We start from the raw sequence: 21626 nt of genomic DNA on the forward strand, positions 1-21626 counted from the left end.
ATTATCTTTTTATTAAACGTTTGGTAATCTGGTTGCTATCATTAAAAACTTTTAAAAGATAAACTCCAGGATTTAAACTTGAGACGTCTATTGTTTTTGTAACGTTTCCTTTACTTATCAATTGTCCCGTAATAGATATAATTTCATACGATGCAGTTTGATCCATATTTAAAAATACTTCTAAGACTTGACCAGATACTGGATTGGGGTAAATTTTCAATGCCATAATATCTTCATCTTCATTACCGAAAACAGGAATGATACTAGAGGTTACTATTTGTTGGTTATTATATCTTCCGCAAGAGCCTTCATAGATTTTTATAGAAGAGAAATCCGAGTTATTACCAGAACCCCCATCATTGTCATTAATAAATACCAACCTGTCCATCGTTCCGGTATAAAAACTTCCCACTGGAATTACATATGTTGTAAAATCATTACCAGAATAGTTGTCATAATTGGTAACCCCATAATTTTGTGTACCATGTACTTTAAAATATCTAGTGGAAGTTAGAGTATTATCGTTTTCAAAACCAATAGCATGAATTTCTCCTTGTGATGAACTTCTGAATTCAAACTCAATTACAGTATTAGGAGTTACCGTATAGTCATAAGGAATATATTTCCACGTATTATTGGTAAGTGACAATGTTGTTCCAGTATTATTTACAACAAAGTCACCAGCTGAATCCTGATTGGAAAACGGAGTGATCTGAAAATTTCTAAAATCTATACTATCACATGTCGGAGGAGGAGTGGTTTCGTCTATTATACTTATATCATCTATAGCAATATCACTCTGCCACCCCTGAGAACCATTTCCTGTTATGACATTAAATCGTAATTGAACACTTGCTTCTCCAGAATATGAAGATAAATCTATTGTTTCGGTATTCCAGTTACTTCCTTGAGCTCCGTTTCTGCTAAATATAGAAGACCAATTTCCTTGGTTATCAATTCTTGCTTCTACGGTTAAATTGTTAATTGCACTTCCTAACATGTGATATTGGAAGGTAAGACTTGGCGAAGTAAGATTGGTGAAATTTAAACAGGGAGAATTTAAAACTGCACTTTTGTTTGGATAACCTGTTCCATTACCAGAAGCTTCTACATAGATATAAGTATTACCATCTGAGGCTGCGGTTGGACCTGTTCCCGTGGAAGGAGTACCTCCAGAATTTCTAGTCCAATTCAGATCATCATCAGAAGCGTTTTCCCAAAATCCAAAACTAGATTCGAAACTTTCATTGAATGGAAAAGAAGTTACTACTGATGAGCAGTCACCTCCACCACCATCTCCAGGTTCGCTTTTTCTTACTAAGAAGAACCCTCCTTCTATGTCACTTATTACTATATTTCCGCTGTTAAAATATGGATAAATATTCCAAGCCCCATTAAAAGAAGCACTATTACTAGATGGATACGTGTCAAAATATCCAATTTCATTAATATTTGTATTTCCTATATCCGAAATATCAATAACTCTAAATCCGGCTCTATAATTAGCTAAATAAAACTTATCTCCTTTTACATATCCATTATGATCAATAGCTGGAGTAGGTCCATTGTATATCATGTGTTGTTGCGGATTATCTAGATCTTCAAAATCAAATATGATAGTTCGCGTATTAAATCCTACACCTTGCTCATCTGTTTCATCTCCTAAAAGGAAATATCTCATATCATCAGTGAACCACCCTTGATGAGTATATCCAATATTTGTGTATTGTATTGTAGAGATTGTTACCGGATTGGACTTATCTGTAATGTCTGCAATCACTACTTCGATCTCGTTACTTCCGATAAGAATTTCTCTTCCGTTATAATCTGGATCAGGACCGTTATAGGTGACTACTTGAGCATCATGAGTATATGCTCTTTGACCTCCAGATAAAAAACCACCTGCATTGGTTGGATTTTTAGGGTCTTGAATATTCACAAACAAAGGGCCTCCATTATATGGTCCAGAACCTCTTTGTGCTCCTACAATGTAAGCAAACCCAGTATCTTCATTAATTACAATATTATGTGCGTTTCCAAATTGAGTATATCTGGTATCTGCAGAGAAAGTTGAAGGAGGATTAGAAACGTTACGCAATCTAGTTAGATCAAAAACCTGCATTCCATGACCTGAAGCTTCACTTACAATAAAAGCATGGTTGTTATAGACCTTAACATCTCTCCAAAGACTATTGCCTGTGGCCGTAGGAAGTTTTCCCAAATAAATCGGACTGGTAGGGTTAGAGATATCTATGAATGCTGTACCATTGTTTAATCCAATAATTGCATATTCTTTAGATGTTTGGGTATCAGTCCATCCCCAACTGTCATTTCCAGAACTAGCATTCATTTGAGAAAGTGAAATAGTAGACATAAGGTCGTAATCTTTACATGGATAAGATCCGGCAAATCCATTAGTACAAGGTGTTTGACTTCGGCAAATAGTAGAGCATACTATGAAGCATAAAGCTAAGGTTAGTTTTTTCATGAGTTTGTGTAATTTAGTAGTTAGCTTAAACTAGTTCTTGAAAACTAGTGAATTACACAAAATTAGTCTAAAAAACTCCAAACTCAGTCCTAGCTTTCCACACTATTTATCCGGTTTAACCATCTCGTAATCAGTATTTAATTGTTTTATATTCTATTTATAGCTGTTGAGTTATTAAATTTTAATTTTTCAACGAAAACTAGAGATTATTTAATAATTAATTTTTTGGTAATATCATTTATCCTAACTAAATACATTCCAGGTGCATATGCTAGTGGTAATGTGATATTTTTGGTATTGTTAGGGTTATTGAACTCATCGATTTTTTTACCAATAACATTATAGATTTCTATTTTTTCTAATCCTATCGCGTTTCTTCCTTCAATTGTAATGTTAGAATTTGCGGGATTAGGGTGGATTGCAAAATTTGATTTTTCTTCAAAATCATTAGTACTTAATGTATTAGTTTGTCTAACAAGTAAAAACCCTCTTTCTATATCACTGATTACTATATTACCACTATCAAAATAAGGGTAGATGCTCCAGGCACCGTTAAAAGCTGCACTGTTACTAGATGGATAAGTATCAAAAGAACCTATTTCAGTTACATTATTATTGGCAATATCAGAAATATCAAGAACACGTAATCCAGCTCTATAATTGGCCATATAGAATTTATCTCCTTTTACATACCCATTATGATCAATTGCAGGAGTGGGGCCAGTATAATTCATGTGGAAAGCTGGATTGTCAAGATCATTAAAATCAAAAATGATAGTTCTAGTATTAAATCCTACTCGACTTTCATCTCCTTCATCCCCAAGTAAAAAATAACGCTGATCTTCTGTAAACCACCCTTGATGAACATATCCGATGTCAGAATAACCAATAGTAGATATGGTTACTGGATTTGACTTATCGGTGATATCCGCAATTACGATTTCAATTTCATTGCTTCCAATTAGAATTTCGCGACCAGTGTAATCTGTATCCGGACCGTTGTAAATTACAGCTTGCGCATCGTGACTATATGCTTCTCCTCCTGTAGAGAGAAATCCGCCAGCATCAACCGGATTTTTAGGATCTCGAATGTCAATAAATAAAGGTCCTCCTTGATATGTTCCGGATCTGCTTGTTCCAACAGCATAGGCAAATCCAGAATCTTCATTAATTACAATATTATGCGCATTTCCAAAACCAGTATATCTATTATCTTCAGTAAATGTTTCTGGAGGATTTGCAATGTTTCGTAATCTAGTAAGGTCAAACACTTGCATTCCATGACTACCGGACGAAATAAAATCAGCGACTATATAGGCGTGGTTTTGGTATACTTTTACATCTCTCCAAGAACTTGATCCAACTGCAGAAGGTAATTTACCAAGATATATTGGACTTATTGGATCAGAAACATCAATAAAAGCAGTTCCGTTGTCTAATCCGATAATCGCATATTCTTTACCATCGCTAGAATCCGTCCATCCCCAGCTATCGCTACCTTCATTAGCATTCATAGTTGATAATGGAATTTGAGACATTAGATCATAATCATTACATGGAAAAGAACCAGCCATTCCATTATCACATATTGTTTGAGATTGTAAAATGAATGGTAAAAAAATTAAATTAAGTAGGAATGTTTTTTTCATTGGTTGATTTTTAAGAGTATAATTGTGTTATTTTTTAGGGGTTACTTTCTTTTACCAATATAAATCCTGAGTTAATATCACTAATGACAATATTACCACTTTCGAAATATGGATATACATTCCAGGCACCACTAAACCCAGCACTATTGTTTGATGGGAAGGTATCTATATATCCTATTTCGGTCATCGACATAGATGCAATACCTGAAATATCAATAATTCTAATACCCGCTCTATAATTCGCTAAATAAAATTTATTTCCTTTTACATATCCATTGTGATCTATAGCTGGAGTTGATCCTATATAATTCATATGAAATTTTGGGTTATCCAAATCTTCAAAATCAAATACAACTGTTCTGGTATTAAAACCTACTCTTTGTTCATCAAGTTCGTCTCCTAACAAGAAAAACCGTTGATTCTCTGTAAACCATCCTTGATGAGTGTACCCAATATTTTCATAATTGATAGTAGAAATGGTTATAGGATCATTTTTGTCAGTAATGTCAGCAATTACTATTTCTATCTGATTACTACCAATTAGAATTTCGCGACCGGTATAGTCAGTATCAGGGCCATTATAAGTTACAACTTGCGCATCATGACTATAAGCATCTCCTCCATCAGAAATAAAACCTCCTGCTGCCACAGGGTTTGTAGGGTCTTGAATATTTACAAAGTGAGGTCCTCCACCAAAAGTAGATGTTCCTACCCCATATGCATAACCGGTGTTTTCATTGATGACAATATTATGTGCACTGCCAAAACCAGTGTATGTTGTATTTGCTGTAAAGGTTTGTGGCGTATTAGTTACATTTCTCAAACTAGTTAAATCAAAAACCTGCATTCCATGGCCAGCAGCTTCACTTACTATAAAAGCATGGTTTTGATATACTTTAGCATCTCGCCAAGAACTATTTTCAGTTGCTGTAGGAAGTTTTCCTAAATAAATAGGGGATTCGGGAGTAGAAATATCAATAAAAGCAGTACCGTTGTTTAGGCACATAATTACATATTCTTTTCCATTGCTAGGGTCAGTCCATCCCCAACTATCATTTCCTCCGGTAGCTCCCATTTCGGAAAGTGATATTGAAGAAACGAAATCAATCCCACAACTTTGATATATACCTCCATCACTTTCAGTTGAGCAAGCACTAGTTGGAGGATTTGTATTCTCATCATCATTACTACAGTTTACAAAAGATAAAAGGATCGAAATAAATGCGACGGTACTAAAGTATTTTTTCATGTTTAATCTACTAGAATTAATTATTGATGAAGAGTACATATATATAACAGGTTAATTAAGAAATACCCTATAAACCCATAGTATTGAAGCTACTTAAAAGGTAATTTAGAGGGGTTATTTTTTGTCTATACTTTGGTTAAAAAGGTAACAAAATTTTATGACTGTTGATATAAGGATGTTAAACGAAGAAATTATTGAAAATTAAGTTTGTAGAAATATAGTATTAAGAACGTAATGGAAATGAAAGAAGTTTCTATGGCTAATCTCTCTATAGCTAGAAATTGGAGTTAAGTGGTGGCTTTGATAGTACTTATAATTTAATTGTACTCTTTTTACAGAGGAAGAAGCAAGGAGAATGTTTGTAATTAGATTTGGAATTATTAAAATCCCGATTTTCAGGATTTTTTTGTGCAATCAAATCACCTTGTTCCCTACCTTTGCATTTATGATTGAAGATAAAAATACATCTAGAACATCGCTGTCTGAATTAGGAGAATTTGGATTGATAGATCATTTGACTAAAAATTTTGAAATTCAACAAGAATCTACTATTCTTGGTATTGGTGATGATGCAGCAGTATTAGATTTTAAAGATAAAAAATGTGTTCTTACCACCGATCTTTTGATTGAGGGTGTGCATTTTGATTTATCATATGTACCACTTAAACATTTGGGTTATAAAGCTGTAATGGTAAACCTTTCCGATGTATATGCAATGAATGCAACTGCTACACAGATTACAGTTTCTATTGCAGTATCAAATAGATTTCCTTTAGAAGCTTTGGAAGAATTATATGCAGGAATTGAAACTGCAGCAAAAATATATAATGTAGATGTAGTAGGTGGTGATACAACGTCTTCTACGACAGGTTTAATGATTAGTATTACTGCAATTGGGCAAGCCGATAAGGATAGTTTAGTGTATCGTGATGGTGCTGGGGAAAATGATTTATTAGTGGTTTCTGGGGATTTAGGAGCTGCTTACTTGGGCCTTCAAGTTTTAGAAAGAGAAAAACAAGTATATAAAGCTAATCCTAATTCTCAACCGGATTTAGATCAGTATTCTTATTTAATAGAAAGACAACTAAAACCAGAAGCTCGAAAAGACATTAAAGAACTTCTTAAAGCGTTAGATGTAAAACCAACTAGTATGATCGATATAAGTGATGGTTTATCTTCTGAGGTTATTCATTTATGCACAAAATCTAAAGTTGGTGTTAATCTTTATGAAGAAAAAATACCTTTAGATCCAGCTGTAATTTCTACTTGTGAGGAGTTTAAATTAAATAGTACAACAGTTGCACTTAGTGGAGGTGAAGATTATGAATTACTCTTTACAATTAAACAAGAAGATTTTCCCAAGATTAAAGCAAATCCTAATCTTACAGTAATAGGACATATTACTGATGAAAAAAGTGGAATTGGACTAGTAACCCGAGCTAATGAGAAGATTCAATTAGTTGCACAGGGATGGAATCCTATAAAAGAATAATTTTAAGAAGCGGCTTGTAACTTTATTTTACCTTTAATTCTTGCTGCTTTTTTAGCGTGAACAGAAGCTAAAACATCATTAATTTCTTTTAGTTTAGGAGTCATAACTTCAAGTCTTCCTCTACTATTAGTAGTTGCTTGTTCTCCACAATGTGAGCACGTATATTCTTTTATATGATGCGTAACTTGTTTAGAAGTTACATAATTGTGACCAAATAAAACACAATATATTTTTGATATGGAGAATGACGAATGTGGGGTATATTTCTTCATATTTTAGGGGTTAAAAGTTCATTATCAGTACAATAATAACATTTTTTTAGTTATTAACAATTTTTTGTAAGAAAATTTTTTGAAAAAACGTTAAATTTTGCTGATAAAATGTATTTTATAGTGTTTTTGACCTTTAAAAACGTATTTAATCGGATAAATGAGACCTAGATATGGTGTTTTTATTAGAAGATGATATGGTTAGTAAATATGGGAGAATAGTTTACTTGTTTGATAGGAATTGATCTAATGATTTTAATAGATCGTCTTTATTTTCGATATAAGACATGTGGCCTCCTTCAAAAGAGATGAAATCAGTATTACAGAGTTTTGATTCCTCAAGATTTTGTTGATAAGATAATACAGGATCTTTTTTACCAGCAAAAATTATTTTAGGTTTATTAAACGTAAGTAATGTTTCCGTATAATCTTTTCTGATCTTCATACCTTCTAGAGCCGAAATAATTCCTTGCAATGGGTTTTTTGAAGCTTCATCTTTTATTTTCTCAATCTGAGATTTATATTTAATTCGATTTTCTTTGGCAAAAAGATTTGCAATTGCCATACTTGTGTATGCATTTGGATTTTTCTTTACAATACCAATTGCGCGACTGCGGTTAATTTTTCTTTCTTCACTATCTGAGAATGATGTCGAATTTAACAATACTAGTCCCGATAACTTTTTAGGAAATAAATCCAAATATGCTAATGAAACATATCCTCCCATAGAATGACCTATTAATACTGGTTGATCCGTTATGATATTATTAATAACTGCATCTACCGCTTCTGCCATATCTTCCATTCTATGTATGTAACCTATGCAATCGGTTTTTCCATGTCCTAATAAATCAATTGTAATACAAGTATAAGTATCAGAAAAATAAGAAACTATCTCATCCCACATTGTTAGATTTTCTAAAAAGCCATGTAAAAAAACTATAGGAGAGCCTTTTCCAGAAACATGGTAATTAATTTCAATCCCTTTATATGCTAATGTCATTTTGAAATTTTATATTTCAACTTTTTAATCAATATTCGCTAAAGCGATATAAACGTAACCAAATGCGATTTAATAAAGAAACTTTTATAACAGGATTTGCTTTGTTCTCTATGTTTTTTGGAGCAGGAAATTTGATTTTACCTCCTAATCTTGGTTTTAAAGGAGGGGATATGTGGTTTTGGGTTACCATTGGTTTTATTATATCGGCAGTTGTACTTCCATTACTTGGGATTTTTGCGCATGCAAGATTACAAGGAACCATGTTAGATTTTGGAAAAAAGGTTTCACCAACATTTAGCCTTATTTATTGTTTGATTGTATATGCTATATCTATTTCTTTACCATCACCCAGAACAGCTTCTGTTACTCATGAAATGGCAATTCAACCATTTTTTGGGACAAGCTCTCTTCTTACAAGTAGTATTTACTTCGTGATTGTATTATTCTTTGTACTTAATAGATCTAAAATTTTAAACATCCTTGGTAAATTTCTTACTCCTATTATTTTTGTTGTAATTCTTAGTATCATATTGATTGGTGTTTTTTCTACGCACTCCCCAATGAATATTTCCGTTTTTGAGACTCCTGTAATAGAAGGACTTCTAGAAGGGTATCAAACTTTTGATGCAATCGGTGCAGTTGTAGTAGGTGGAGTGATAATTATTTCACTTCAATTGAATGGAAAAAAAAGTTTTGAAGAAAATCGATTATTGATACGTAATTCTGGATTGATTGCAGGAATAGGTCTTTTTATTGTGTATGCAGGGTTAATATATAACGGAGCTTTATTTAATAATGATTTTGAACAGGGAATTAGTAGAACAGAACTACTATCTGGTTTAAGTATAAAAACCTTAGGAAATATAGGAAGTACTTTTTTAAGTGTTTTGGTCTCTCTTGCTTGCTTTACTACTGCGGTTGGAATAGTTACAGGTACAGCAGATTTTATAAAAGGAGTATTTAAAGAGTCTCAGTTGGCATATATTATAACTTCTGTCGTAGGATGTATTCTAGGTGTTGTAATGGGGCAGTTAGATGTGCACGATATTATTATTGTAGCAATACCAGCGCTAATGTTTATATATCCAATAACGATTGTGTTGATTTTATTAAATGTTTTACCAGATCGGTTTACTTCTGTAATAGTGTTTAGGTCCGTGGTAATCATAACAATGGTATTTAGTTTACCAGATTTTTTAGCTTCAATAGGATTTAAAGAGCAGGTTCAGAATGTTTTAGAAATGATTCCTTTGGGAAACTATAGTTTAGCCTGGTTATTACCGGCGATGTTTTGTTTTGTTTTGAGCAATGTGTTTATCAAATTAACTTCTAAAAAATAGATTAATTATATTTTTAAAAAGTAATTAACATACGGTATTTCCTTTTTTATTAAATTCGCAATCTTTAACATTTAATTAAGAATGTTAGTAGGGGAAATTTTAAAAAGAGGGAAAAACATATATCCATGAAAAAACTATTACTTATTGCTGCAATTATTTTGTTAATATCTTCTTGTTCTAAGGATGATTATATTCCAATTGAATCTGATCTTGATACAGAGTTATTAAATGTGTTAGATGAGGCTTCTAATGGAATAGGAACGTCTTTTTTTATGTTACCAGAGAGTAATGATTATGTAAGTATTCCTCAAGATCCTTTAAATCCAATTACTGAAGAAAAAGTTGTTTTAGGAAAATTATTACTACACGAAACTGCTACTGGAGGAAATCCAAAAATTATTGAGATGAAAGCAACATATTCTTGTGCTTCTTGTCATCAGGCGGCAGCTGGTTTTGCAGCTGGAGTGAGACAAGGAATCGGAGAGTGTGGAATTGGTTTTGGGATACGAGGAGAAGAAAGAGTAGCGGATACTTCTGTTCCTAGAGATTCTATAGATGTACAACCAATCAAGTCTCCAACATTATTAAATGTTGCTTATCAGGATGTTATGCTTTGGAATGGACAGTTCGGAGGAACAGGAACAAATGCGGGAACAGAAGCTAGTTGGACAGAGATTCAAGAAAATTTTTTAGGATTTCAAGGTGTAGAAGTTCAGGCAATAAAAGGACAAAAAGTGCATAGACTACAGATAGATGATGAGTTTGTAAATACTTTTGGATATAAAGAACTTTTTGATGCTGCATTTCCTGATGTGGTAGAAAGTGAAAGGTATACAAAACGTACTGGAGCTTTGGCTATTGCTGCTTATGAAAGAACTTTATTAGCAAATAAATCACCTTGGCAGAATTGGTTAAAAGGAAATAATGAATCACTTACTGATACTGAGAAAAAGGGAGCGATTGCTTTTTTTGGAAAAGGAAAATGTTATGAATGTCATACAGGACCTGCATTAAATGATAAAGGTTTTTATTCTTTTGGTATGGGTGATTTTGATAATGTAAATGGTGCATTGCTTTTATATGATGTAAATATTGATAAGGTTAAAAGAGGAAGAGGTGGTTTTACGAATAATCCGGTGGATGATTTTAAGTTTAAAACACCAACACTTTATAATTTAATAGACAGTCGTTTTTATGGTCATGGAGGAACATTTACTTCAATAAAAGATGTAATATCGTATAAAAATGAAGGAGTTCCACAAAGCACAGAAGTACCATTAGAAAATCTAGCTCCTCAATTTGGAACTATACAATTAACAGCAGAAGAAATAGATAATATGACTTCATTTATTGCCAATAGTTTAAGAGATCCCGAATTAACTAGATATGTTCCTGAATCTATTAATTCTGGAAATTGTTTCCCAAATAACGATAATGTATCTAGAATAGATTTAGGTTGTGATTAATTTAAGGTAGCAATCCACCAAGTATTACCGTAAGGATCTTTAAAACCTGCTCCGCGAGCTCCGTAATCTTCTTCCATTGGTTCCATAAGGGATTTGGCGCCTGCATCTATCGCATTATAATAGGTCTGATCTGTATCTTTTACATATACATACATGGATGTGTTTTGTGCTGGGTAGGTTGTAGAAGCTTCTGTTATCATTAAGGTGGTATCACCAATCATTACTTCGGAATGTTCGATTTTATAAGAAGGATCTACTTTTCGAATCATTTCCTGTGCATTGAAAATTTTTCGGATGAAGTCGATAAAATCCTCCGCATTTTCAACAACCATATATGGCATTGCTTGTTGATGGCCTGCTGTAATTTTCATTCGTTGCATTCTGATGCTTTAAGGTTTTGATATGCAACGATGAAACGGGTATAAATATTCTATAAAATTTCAAAAAACGATCATAAAAAACCCGATAGTTCTAGAACTATCGGGTTTTTTATCTGTTTTGATATTAAAATCTAGTTTTATTACTAGTTCATCAATTCTTCTATTTCTTCAGCGTCTATAGGAATATTTGCCATTAAATTAAAGGGTTCTCCCTTTTCTTGTATTACAACATCATCTTCTAATCTGATTCCAAAACCTTCATCGGGAATATAAATTCCAGGTTCTACAGTAAATACCATATTTGCTTGCATAGGTTCTGTTAGAATTCCATAATCATGCGTATCTAATCCAATATGGTGTGAGGTACCGTGCATAAAATATTTTTTATACGCTGGCCAGTCAGGATTTTCTTTTTGCACATCTGCTTTATCAATAAGTCCAAGTCCTAATAATTCAGAGGTCATAATTTTACCAACTTCTACGTGATAATCAGCCCAAATAGTGCCTGGTACTAACATTTTAGTAGCTTCATTCTTAACGCGTAAAACAGCATCATAAACTGCTCTTTGTCTATCTGTGAATTTACCTGAAACAGGAATTGTACGACTTAAATCACTGGAGTAATTGGCATACTCTGCAGCAATATCCATTAAGATAAGATCTCCGGCTTTACATTGTTGGTTATTTTCAATATAATGTAAAACGTTTGCATTATTACCGCTAGCTATAATAGGAGTATATGCAAAACCTTTAGACCTATGGTTTATAAATTCGTGCAGTAATTCCGCTTCAATATTATATTCCCATACATCTGGTTTTACAAAACCAAGTAATCTTCTAAACCCTTTTTCAGTGATATTACAAGCAGTTTGCATTAGATCAATTTCTATTGGATCTTTTACAGAACGTAAGCGCTGTAAAATGGGATTACTTTTAGCAACAGAATGAGCTGGATATTTTGCTTTCCACCAAGTAGTAAAACGATCCTCTCTTGTTTCGGTTTCAACATTTGCTCTATAATGCTCATTCGTATTTACATATACAGTGTCACATTGTGTCATAATCTCAAAGAATATTTTTTCGAGGTCTTGTAACCAATACACAGTTTTTATTCCAGAAGTTTCAAAGGCTTTTTCTTTAGTTAGCTTTTCACCTTCCCATATAGCGATTAATTCACTTGTTTCTTTCAGAAATAAAATTTCACGATGTTTTTCATTTGGTGCGTCAGGAAATAATACCAAAATACTTTCCTCTTGATCAACACCACTTAAATAAAAAATATCTCTATGCTGTTCAAAAGGCATGGTACTATCAGCACTAATAGGGTAGATATCATTACTATTAAAAACGGCAATACTATTTGGCTTCATCTTAGCCGTAAAGTTCTTTCTGCTCTTTATGAAAAGATTTTTGTCTATTTGGTGATATTTCATGTGTTCTATTTTAGTAAAGATGTGTTTTCAAAAATAGAATAAATATTTGCGGAATAAAAAAGGGAACTCATAAGATTTGAGTTCCCTTTATAAAGTATCTAAATACCTAATATTTTATTATCTAAAATAAGTATTTTATTTACTTATTGCTTTTTTAATAAACCCAATAATGGCCATTAAAACACCACCACCAACGCCACCACCAGCAACACTGCCTAGTATTCCTGCTATATCCATTCCTCCAGAAGTGTCAATTCCGAGATAACTTAATAGATAACCACCTATTCCTCCTCCTAGAATTCCAAGTATTGAGTTTCCAATTTTTCCAAAAGAAGCATTTTTTAATAATGAGCCAGCAATATTTCCGCCTACGGCTCCACTGACTAATTGAATAATTAACGGCAAGTATTCTTCCATAGTTGTTTAATTTATTGGTTAGTTATCAATAAATTAACAAAAAAACGCAACAAATGTAAAAAACAAGTAAATCAGGAATTTGTTTTTAAAGAATTGTTTAAAACGTATTGTTAAACAATATCTAAAAATTTTGACACTATTTTAGCATTCTATACTTTCAGCCAACTAAATTTCCATCGTAATGAAAACATATAGCTTAACTTTTTTACTATTACTCGGTAGTATTTCAATTTTTTCTCAACAATTAGCAACCTCTGCTGATGAAATTCAGAAAGGTTTATTACAAAAAACAAAACTCGAAAAATCGTCATTAGTAAAAAATGTTCCTTTTGAAAACATAGGACCATCAGTGATGAGTGGACGTGTAGTAGACGTTGATGTAAATCCAGAAAATACTGCAGAATTTTATGTGGGTTATGCTTCTGGTGGCTTATGGTATACTACCAATAATGGAACAACCTTCGAACCAGTTCTAGATAATGCAGAAACGATTAATGTAGGTGATATTGCAGTAGATTGGAAAAAAGGAATTATCTGGGTAGGTACAGGAGAAAATAATTCTTCTAGATCATCATATGCCGGAATTGGAATTCTAAAATCAACGGATAAAGGTAAAACATGGAAAAATGTTGGACTTATAGATTCTCATCATATTGGTAGAATCATACTAAATCCATCTAATTCTGATGAGGTTATTATTGGTGTAACTGGTCATCTTTACTCTAATAATGAAGAGAGAGGAATATATAAAACTACCGATGGTGGTATAACTTGGAAAAAGACCTTATTTATTAATAACGAAACTGGGATTATTGATGTTGCTTATACTCCAGAAGACTTTAATACTATGTATGCAGCTGCTTGGGATAAGGATCGTAAGGCTTGGAATTTTGAAGGTAATGGATCAGGTTCAGGAATTTATAAAAGTATAGATGCAGGTAACACTTGGAATAAAATTTCATTAGAAGGAAGCGGTTTTCCAACAGGAAATGGCGTTGGTAGAATTGGTTTGGCTGTTTTTGATTCTAATACTTTATATGCAGTGCACGATAGTCAATTTAGAAGAGATGGAAGTAAAAAAACGGAGAAGAGTTCTGGACTGACTAAAGATGATTTTAAGGCAATGTCCGTTGAAACTTTTTTGAGTTTAGAAGATAAAAAGTTAAACAGATATTTAAAAACGAATGGATTTCAGGAAAAGTATCGTGCAGAAAATGTAAAGCAAATGGTACGTAGTGGTTCTGTAAAACCAATTGATTTAGCGAAGTATTTGGAAAATGCAAATGCTGCACTTTTTGATACGCCAGTGATTGGCGCAGAAGTTTATAGAAGTAATGATGGAGGAAAAACATGGAAAAAAACACATAAAGAATATCTAGATGATATTTTTTATAGTTATGGATATTATTTTGCTCAAATACAGGTTAACCCAACTAATAAAGATCATATTTATATCTCTGGAGTACCGATTTTAAAATCTAAGGATGGAGGAAAAACATATAAAAGTATTAGTGCAGCGAATGTTCATGCGGATCATCATTCGCTTTGGATAAATCCTAAGAACCCAAACCACCTTATTAATGGAAATGATGGAGGTGTTAACATTACGTATGATGATGGAGAGAATTGGATTAAAGCTAATCAACCAAGTGTAGGGCAGTTTTATGCTATTAATGTAGATAATGAGAAACCTTATAATGTATATGGAGGATTACAGGATAATGGAGTTTGGGTAGGTTCCGTTAATGCAAAAGAAAACGTTTCTTGGCATCAAAGCGGACATTATCCTTGGGAAAGTATTATGGGAGGCGATGGAATGCAAGTCCAAATTGACAATCGAAATAGTAATGTTGTATATACTGGTTTTCAGTTTGGAAATTATTTTAGACTAAATCGTGCTACAGATGAACAAACGTATATTCAGCCAAAGCACGAATTAGGAGAATCGCCATATCGATTTAATTGGCAAACACCTATCTTATTATCTCCGCATAATCAGGATATTTTGTATTTAGGAGGAAATAAGTTGATGCGATCTATGAACCAAGGAGATGAGTGGTCAGCTATTTCTGGGGATTTAACTAATGGAGGTAAAAAAGGAAATGTAGCATATGGAACATTGACTTCTGTTTCTGAATCTGTATTTCAGTTTGGATTAATATATACAGGAAGTGATGATGGTCTTGTATATGTTACTAAAAATGCTGGAGGAAATTGGAATAAAATTTCTAATAGCTTTCCAGCAGATTTATGGGTATCTAGAGTTGTAGCTTCTATGCACAAAAAAGAACGTGTTTATGTAAGTTTAAATGGATATAGATCGGATAATTTCAATGCATATGTATATATGAGTGATGATTATGGTCAAAGTTGGAAGAACATAGGAAAAGAATTGCCAATATCAGCTATTAATGTGATTACAGAAGATCCTAAAAACGAAAATATTTTATATATAGGATCCGATAATGGAGCTTATGTATCATTAGATAAAGGAAAAACTTGGCAAGTCTTTTCTAAAGGAATACCTAATGTTGCTGTTCACGATATAGTTGTACAATCAGAAGCTAATGATCTTTTATTAGGAACTCATGGTAGGAGTATTTATAAAACTAATATAGAGCCATTACAAAATCTTAATTCGGAAGTCTTAGATTCTGGATTACATTTATATACAATGAACTCGATAAAAGCCTCTCCTCGCTGGGGAAGCTCGTGGAGCAAATGGTTAGAAGCTTATGAGCCTTCTACTACTGTAAAATATTACGCAAAAACTTCAGGAACAGTTACGGTTAAAATTACTACAGAAAGTGAGAAAACGCTTCAAGAATTTTCTTCTAGTTCGGATAGAGGATTAAATTATGTGGAGTATGATCTTACCATTTCTGAAAAAGGAAGAAAAGCTTTATTAAAGGAGTTTCCAGATGAAGATATATCTAAAAAGAAAAACGGGAAATATTATATTCCTGTAGGAAAATATGAGATTACTATTTCTAATGGAAAGCAAATAGAAAAAGTACCTTTTGAAGTAAAATAAAGCATAAACTTGGATTTATTACGGATAGGATTTATATTCACATGTATAAAAGCAATTAACTTTTTATTGCTTTAGATAAAAGTTTATTAACCAACGTAATGAAAATTAACCTGTATAATGCGGCAATCTTTTTTGCATGCATGGCAATCGTTGCTATCGCATTATGGAGGTTTTATGCATATTGGAAAAAGGATAATCAATCCAAGTATTTCAATAAATTTTTAAGGTCCAAAGATCTTGGTAATACTTCAAAAGCTAAAGAATCTGAAGAAGAAGCTGTTCAAAAAGCAATTCAGAATTTTAGAATGTCTGGATTAAATCATATGTTTTCTGAAGAAGAGTTAGAACTGATTCATTATGATAAGCCTTCTCAGATTACTGGAATACTAAGTTATTTTTCTACATCTTTATTCGACAAAGATAAATTAGATGATGTATTATGGGATATTGTAGAGAATTGTATTGCTTATTTACAGTTAGAAGATTGTATCATATATATATTAGATGATTCGAAAAAAGCATTGATTCAAAAAGCAGCATTTGGGAATAAAAATCAAGGAGAACGCAGGATATTAAGTCCAATAGAAATTTCTTTAGGTCAAGGAATCGTGGGGCAGGTTGCACAATCTGGAGATTATGAATGTGTTTACAATGTTACATATGACGAAAGATATGTAGTAGATGATATTAGTCGTAGTTCGGAGTTAGCGGTTCCAATTATTATTGATGATAAAGTAGTAGGAGTTTTAGATTCGGAACATTCACAAGAAGGATTTTTTAATGAACATCATATTCTATTATTTCAACTAATTGCTAAACTTACAGCTAAGAAACTAGCACAGATTAATATTAAAAACACCACGAACATAACAGACGACAATTTGTATTTTAAGGAGCTTGATTTTTTAATGAAAGAAGCTAAAATTTATAGAGATTCTAGTTTAGGATTAGAAGGAATCTCCAAAATGCTGAAAATTAGCAGCAACTATTTATCTCAAATGCTTGCTGGTCTTAGAGGATCTAATTTTTCAGATTATGTAAATAGCTTTCGAGTTGAAGATGCTAAATCTAAACTTAAGAATCCTAAATTCGCAAACTATACCACACTAGCTATTGGTTTAGAATCTGGTTTTAATTCTAAGTCAACTTTTTATAACGCTTTTAAAAAGTATACAGGTGTATCTCCAAAAGAATATAGGCAATCCTAATAGTAGATTCAATGATTTAGAAATACTTACTAAATTTTTTAAGATAAGATATTGTAAAAAAAGTTGTTCTTTTACAGAAAGGGAAAGTAATTTTATATCTCAATTACACTGTGTTATACCTATAGTAACTAATGAAATGCATTTATAAATTAATAGCGCTTAATGTTTGCTTTCTGCTATCTTGCTTTAATATTTCAGGACAAGAAGATGTTACTTATAATGTTAAATCATATAATGTTTTTAACGGGTTGTCTAATAATTGGGTTTCTGATATATTCCAAGATGAAGATGGTTTTATGTGGTTTGCGACACAATATGGACTTAATAGATTTGATGGTCAGTCATATAAAAAGTATACATATACATCCAAAAAAAACAAAGGTCTAACAGCTAATTGGGTAAGGTCAATTCTACAGCTAAGCGATGGTAAAATTTATACAGGTACTTTAGGAGGAGGAATAGATATTTTGGATCCACATAGTGGAGTATTCGAAAATCTGGAGAAATTAGAGGGTAAGAAAGACATATTAATGGTCAATAATTTGATCAAATATGGAAAAGATAATTTATGGATATCTTCTACAAGTGGTGCTTATAAGTATATTCCCAAAAGACAAACATTAAAACGGATTTATAATAAGAGGTCATCAAATATTTCAGTACTTAATGATGGAAGTTCGTTAATTGCGAGTAAAGAAGGGTTATTTGAGGTAACGGATACTATTACTAAAAAATTAGAGCTCTTTAGTGGAAGAAGTATTTCTAATATTCTTACACTATCTAATAATAAGACATTAGTATATATTGCTAATGAGTTATATAGCATAGAGAAAAAAAATGATCAATGGATAGAGGAGAGAATAAATTTTGATAGCTCTTATATAAGCAATCCATCGGATAAATCGTTTCTTTTTCAAGATAATAGAGATTGGGTTTGGCTAGCAGCGGGAAAAAATATATGGAAATTTTCTCCAGATTTTGAAACACAAATTGTACTTGATGCGCAGGATTTATTGGGATATGATTTTTCAAAACGCTTAAGATTACTTTGCATTTTTCAGGATAGGGATGATAATTTTTGGATAGGGACCAATGCGGGTGCTTTTCAACTTATAGAGAATAAACCTTTTAAACATCCAATTCTAGGAGCAATTGGAAATGTTAGAGAGATTGTAGAATGTCAAGGCAAAATGTGGTTTACATTACCTGATGGATTGTATACTTGGGATAAGGCTAAAGGAACAGGATTAAAAAAGGTTGTTGATCATAAAATGACGTCCTTGGTATGTGCATCTAATGGTTCCGTTTATGGATTATTTAAAAATGAATCTATTGGAATTTTGAAAATAAATGCCAAAACAGATAATATAGTTGAGCAATTTTTTGAATCTAAGAGCATGCCAGATAATCCTTGGAGAATAATTGAAGATGCAAATAAGCGCTTGTGGATTATTCAATGGGATCATATTATGGTTTATGATATAACCGATGGTAGTAATTTTAGATTTAAGGTTACTAATAATAATATAGCTATTGTCGATATGCTTTTAGATAAAGATGATACTATATGGTTGGCTACTATAAGTGGAGGGTTACTAAAGTTTTCTGACGCTAGTAATATAACAAAATCTTCTGACCATAATTTTAAACGTTTTTTACATAATGAAAATGATCTTAATAGTATTAGTTCTAATTTAGTTATGTCTTTACACCAAACAAATGATGGAGTATTATGGATAGGAACTGATGGTGGCTTAAATCGAATGGATATTGAAGAAGAAAAGTTTACTCGATATATGAGGGATGATCAGATGCCAGATGATAAAATACTAAATATCACTAGTGATAAGAAAGGAGTGTTGTGGTTGAGTACAATAAGTCATGGGGTTACTTCATTTGATCCTGCAACTAATGAATTTAATACATATACAGTCGAGGATGGTTTGCATGATAACTCCATGTTATTGAGTTCTATTTACCAAGATGATGACGGATATGTTTGGATGGGAAGTGAAAGAGGTATGAACTATTTTCATCCAGAGGACGTAGAGGTTACCTCAGATTATAGACCTAATTTGGTTTGGTCATCCTATACAAAGCATCGCAAAGACACAGTGATTACAAGACATTTTCCAAATAAATTAAATGATGTTATTAAGGTAGGTCCCGAAGATCAAAATGTTAGTTTTCAATTTTTAGCTTTAACTTTTAAAGAACCTAAAAATGTTAGGTATCAATTTTGGTTAGATGGATTTCATAATGACTGGTTACCATTACAAGAGAAAGGGTTAATTACACTATCGTATTTGCCCAAAGGGAAATACAAATTGTATGTTAGAGCATCTAGTTCAGAAAATAAATGGGAAGTAGTACATGAACCAATATCTATTTTAGTATTGCCTCCTTGGTATAAAACTAATTTAGCGTATATACTATATGGTTTATCTTTATTACTGTTGATTTTTTCTTTTTATAAAATCCAATTAAGAAGAAAAATAGCTGAAACAGAGAAAGAGCATGTTTCTAGTTTGGCTGAGGTTAAAACACGATGGTTTAATCAGATTGCCCATGAGTTTAGAACACCTCTTACGGTTATTTTGGGAGCTGTAGATCAGATAAGAACTAGGTCCATAAAAGAAGGCTTAACAAAAGAAGACAGGCATTTACATCAAATCCAAAACCAGGCAAATCATTTGTCGAATCAGGTACATCAAATTTTGGAAATTGCACAGATGCAAGAAGATCAATTGGAAGTTGATGAACAAGCAGGAGATTTTATTTCTTTTCAGAAATATCTTTTGTATTCATTTAAATCTCTTGCTGAGGAAAAAGAAATTTCACTTACATTTTCTAGCAATCAAGAAGAATTATTAATTTATTATGACGACGATAAGTGGAGAAAAATCACTACTAACTTAGTTTCTAATGCTATTAAATATAATAAAATTGGAGGAGAAGTTTCTTTACAAATTAAATGTATTGAAGATGAAGAAAGTTCTATGATCAATGTTATTGTAAAAGATTCTGGGATTGGGATTTCTTCTGACTTTATAAAAATTCTATATGACCCTTTTACTAGATCTCAAACAGAAAATCAAAATGGTGTAGGGCTTGGATTAACATTAACCAAAGAACTAGTAGAGTTGATGAAAGGTATTATTAAAGTAGAAAGTAAAGAAGGGTTGGGGACTGTTTTTACTATTAGTGTGCCTGTAATTAATGCTCCAGAAGTTAAGAACCCTGAGGACTCTATTATTTCTGAAGAATCATCTTTGCCAATTATATTAGTAGCAGAAGATCATAAAGAAGTACAAGAATATATTCAATTTTGTTTGGCATCAAGTTATAAAGTTATTTTGGCAAGTAATGGACAAGAAGCTTGGGATTTATGCCAAAAACATCTTCCTGACCTGGTAATCTCTGATATTATGATGCCTAAATGGGATGGGATTAAATTAGGAACGATGATTAGAGAAGATATAGCTACCAATCATATCCCGCTTATTTTTTTAACAGCTAAGGCTAATCAAAATAGTCAAATCGAAGGTTTAAAAATTGGTGCCGATGCGTATTTAGCAAAACCGTTTGATAGAGAGGAATTGTTGATTAGAGTAAATCACCTCATAGAAACGAGAAAAACACTTAGAAAAAAATACAATCAAGAAGATGTAGGGAATGTATCCGAAAACCAGGTAATAGATAATTTTATACAATCGGTTATAAACAGTATTAAAAATCATATGGATAATGATGAGTTTAGTGTACCATTATTAGCAGAAGAATTACATATGAGTAGAGTTCATTTATTTAGAAAAATTAAAAATCTTACTGGTATGTCTCCTACTAAGTTTATTCGAAAAGTTAGGTTACAACATGCTCGTGATTTATTAAGAAATAATGAGTATACGATTGCAGAGATTGCGTATCAAACAGGGTTTAAAGATCCTGCTTATTTCAGTAGAGTTTATGTAGAGGAATTTGGAAAACCACCTTCAGAATCAAGAAAGTAAACCACAAAACTTCAGTGTTTACAGTAGATAATCCATTCATGTAACTGTAGTACAAGCATTCGTAACGACAGTACAACAGAACATTTAATTCTTGTTTTACCTTGCTTTTGTAATTGAAAGCAATCAATTCCTGTTTGAATAATATAGCCACTTTTTTTGTGACTTAATTCAAGCAGTTTTGGTAAGGA

General features: G+C 32.2%; 14 protein-coding genes. 6 read left to right on the plus strand and 8 right to left on the minus strand.

Translation table 11 applies throughout. The features are described 5' to 3' along the window. Position 1: 1 nt before the first annotated feature. From BMY33_RS24005 to BMY33_RS05800, 3 genes are all read right to left on the minus strand, one after another. Positions 2-2488, minus strand: coding sequence for a choice-of-anchor B family protein (locus BMY33_RS24005; RefSeq protein ID WP_091406570.1), 2487 nt, complete (start codon positions 2486-2488; stop codon positions 2-4). Positions 2489-2694: 206 nt separating this feature from the next. Next, positions 2695-4137: a choice-of-anchor B family protein gene (locus tag BMY33_RS05795; RefSeq protein WP_091406572.1), complete on the minus strand. Its 1443-nt coding sequence runs from the start codon at positions 4135-4137 to the stop codon at positions 2695-2697. A gap of 34 nt (positions 4138-4171) precedes the next feature. Beyond that, positions 4172-5386, minus strand: coding sequence for a choice-of-anchor B family protein (locus tag BMY33_RS05800; protein WP_091406574.1), 1215 nt, complete (start codon positions 5384-5386; stop codon positions 4172-4174). A gap of 445 nt (positions 5387-5831) precedes the next feature. Between BMY33_RS05800 and thiL the strand changes: the two genes are divergently transcribed. Next, positions 5832-6878 (plus strand): thiamine-phosphate kinase, encoded by a 1047-nt coding sequence (gene thiL / locus BMY33_RS05805; protein ID WP_091407204.1) that lies wholly within the window; start codon positions 5832-5834, stop codon positions 6876-6878. A gap of 2 nt (positions 6879-6880) precedes the next feature. On the opposite strand, the gene BMY33_RS05810 is transcribed toward thiL, so the two are convergent. Beyond that, complete coding sequence (locus BMY33_RS05810; RefSeq protein WP_091406576.1) at positions 6881-7150, minus strand: hypothetical protein; 270 nt, start codon at positions 7148-7150, stop codon at positions 6881-6883. A 220-nt stretch (positions 7151-7370) separates the two neighbouring features. Further along, positions 7371-8150 carry an alpha/beta fold hydrolase gene (locus BMY33_RS05815; protein WP_091406578.1) on the minus strand — a complete coding sequence of 260 codons (780 nt, stop codon included), beginning with the start codon at positions 8148-8150 and terminating at the stop codon, positions 7371-7373. A 62-nt stretch (positions 8151-8212) separates the two neighbouring features. Between BMY33_RS05815 and brnQ the strand changes: the two genes are divergently transcribed. Next, positions 8213-9490 carry a branched-chain amino acid transport system II carrier protein gene (gene brnQ, locus BMY33_RS05820; protein WP_091406580.1) on the plus strand — a complete coding sequence of 426 codons (1278 nt, stop codon included), beginning with the start codon at positions 8213-8215 and terminating at the stop codon, positions 9488-9490. Positions 9491-9615: 125 nt separating this feature from the next. Further along, a complete protein-coding gene (locus BMY33_RS05825; RefSeq protein WP_091406582.1) occupies positions 9616-10956 on the plus strand; it encodes a cytochrome-c peroxidase in 1341 nt (446 codons plus the stop codon). On the opposite strand, the gene BMY33_RS05830 is transcribed toward BMY33_RS05825, so the two are convergent. From BMY33_RS05830 to BMY33_RS05840, 3 genes are all read right to left on the minus strand, one after another. After that, positions 10953-11336 (minus strand): VOC family protein, encoded by a 384-nt coding sequence (locus BMY33_RS05830; RefSeq protein WP_091406583.1) that lies wholly within the window; start codon positions 11334-11336, stop codon positions 10953-10955. The genes BMY33_RS05825 and BMY33_RS05830 overlap by 4 nt on opposite strands. Positions 11337-11479: 143 nt before the next feature. Next, positions 11480-12769: an aminopeptidase P N-terminal domain-containing protein gene (locus BMY33_RS05835; protein WP_091406585.1), complete on the minus strand. Its 1290-nt coding sequence runs from the start codon at positions 12767-12769 to the stop codon at positions 11480-11482. 135 nt (positions 12770-12904) lie between these two features. Next, positions 12905-13186: a hypothetical protein gene (locus BMY33_RS05840; protein WP_027394558.1), complete on the minus strand. Its 282-nt coding sequence runs from the start codon at positions 13184-13186 to the stop codon at positions 12905-12907. 181 nt (positions 13187-13367) lie between these two features. Here BMY33_RS05840 and BMY33_RS05845 point away from each other — a divergent pair, with 181 nt between their 5' ends. From BMY33_RS05845 to BMY33_RS05855, 3 genes are all read left to right on the plus strand, one after another. Then, positions 13368-16220, plus strand: a complete 2853-nt coding sequence (locus tag BMY33_RS05845) for a VPS10 domain-containing protein (RefSeq protein ID WP_091406586.1) — start codon at positions 13368-13370, stop codon at positions 16218-16220. 98 nt (positions 16221-16318) lie between these two features. After that, entirely contained in the window at positions 16319-17428 is a 1110-nt protein-coding gene (locus BMY33_RS05850) for a helix-turn-helix domain-containing protein (protein WP_091406588.1), read from the plus strand. A 131-nt stretch (positions 17429-17559) separates the two neighbouring features. Then, positions 17560-21438 (plus strand): hybrid sensor histidine kinase/response regulator transcription factor, encoded by a 3879-nt coding sequence (locus BMY33_RS05855; RefSeq protein ID WP_091406589.1) that lies wholly within the window; start codon positions 17560-17562, stop codon positions 21436-21438. The last annotated feature ends 188 nt before the right edge of the window (positions 21439-21626 follow it).

The sequence above is a fragment of the Aquimarina amphilecti genome, from assembly GCF_900109375.1.
GTDB classification, from domain to species: Bacteria; Bacteroidota; Bacteroidia; order Flavobacteriales; family Flavobacteriaceae; genus Aquimarina; species Aquimarina amphilecti.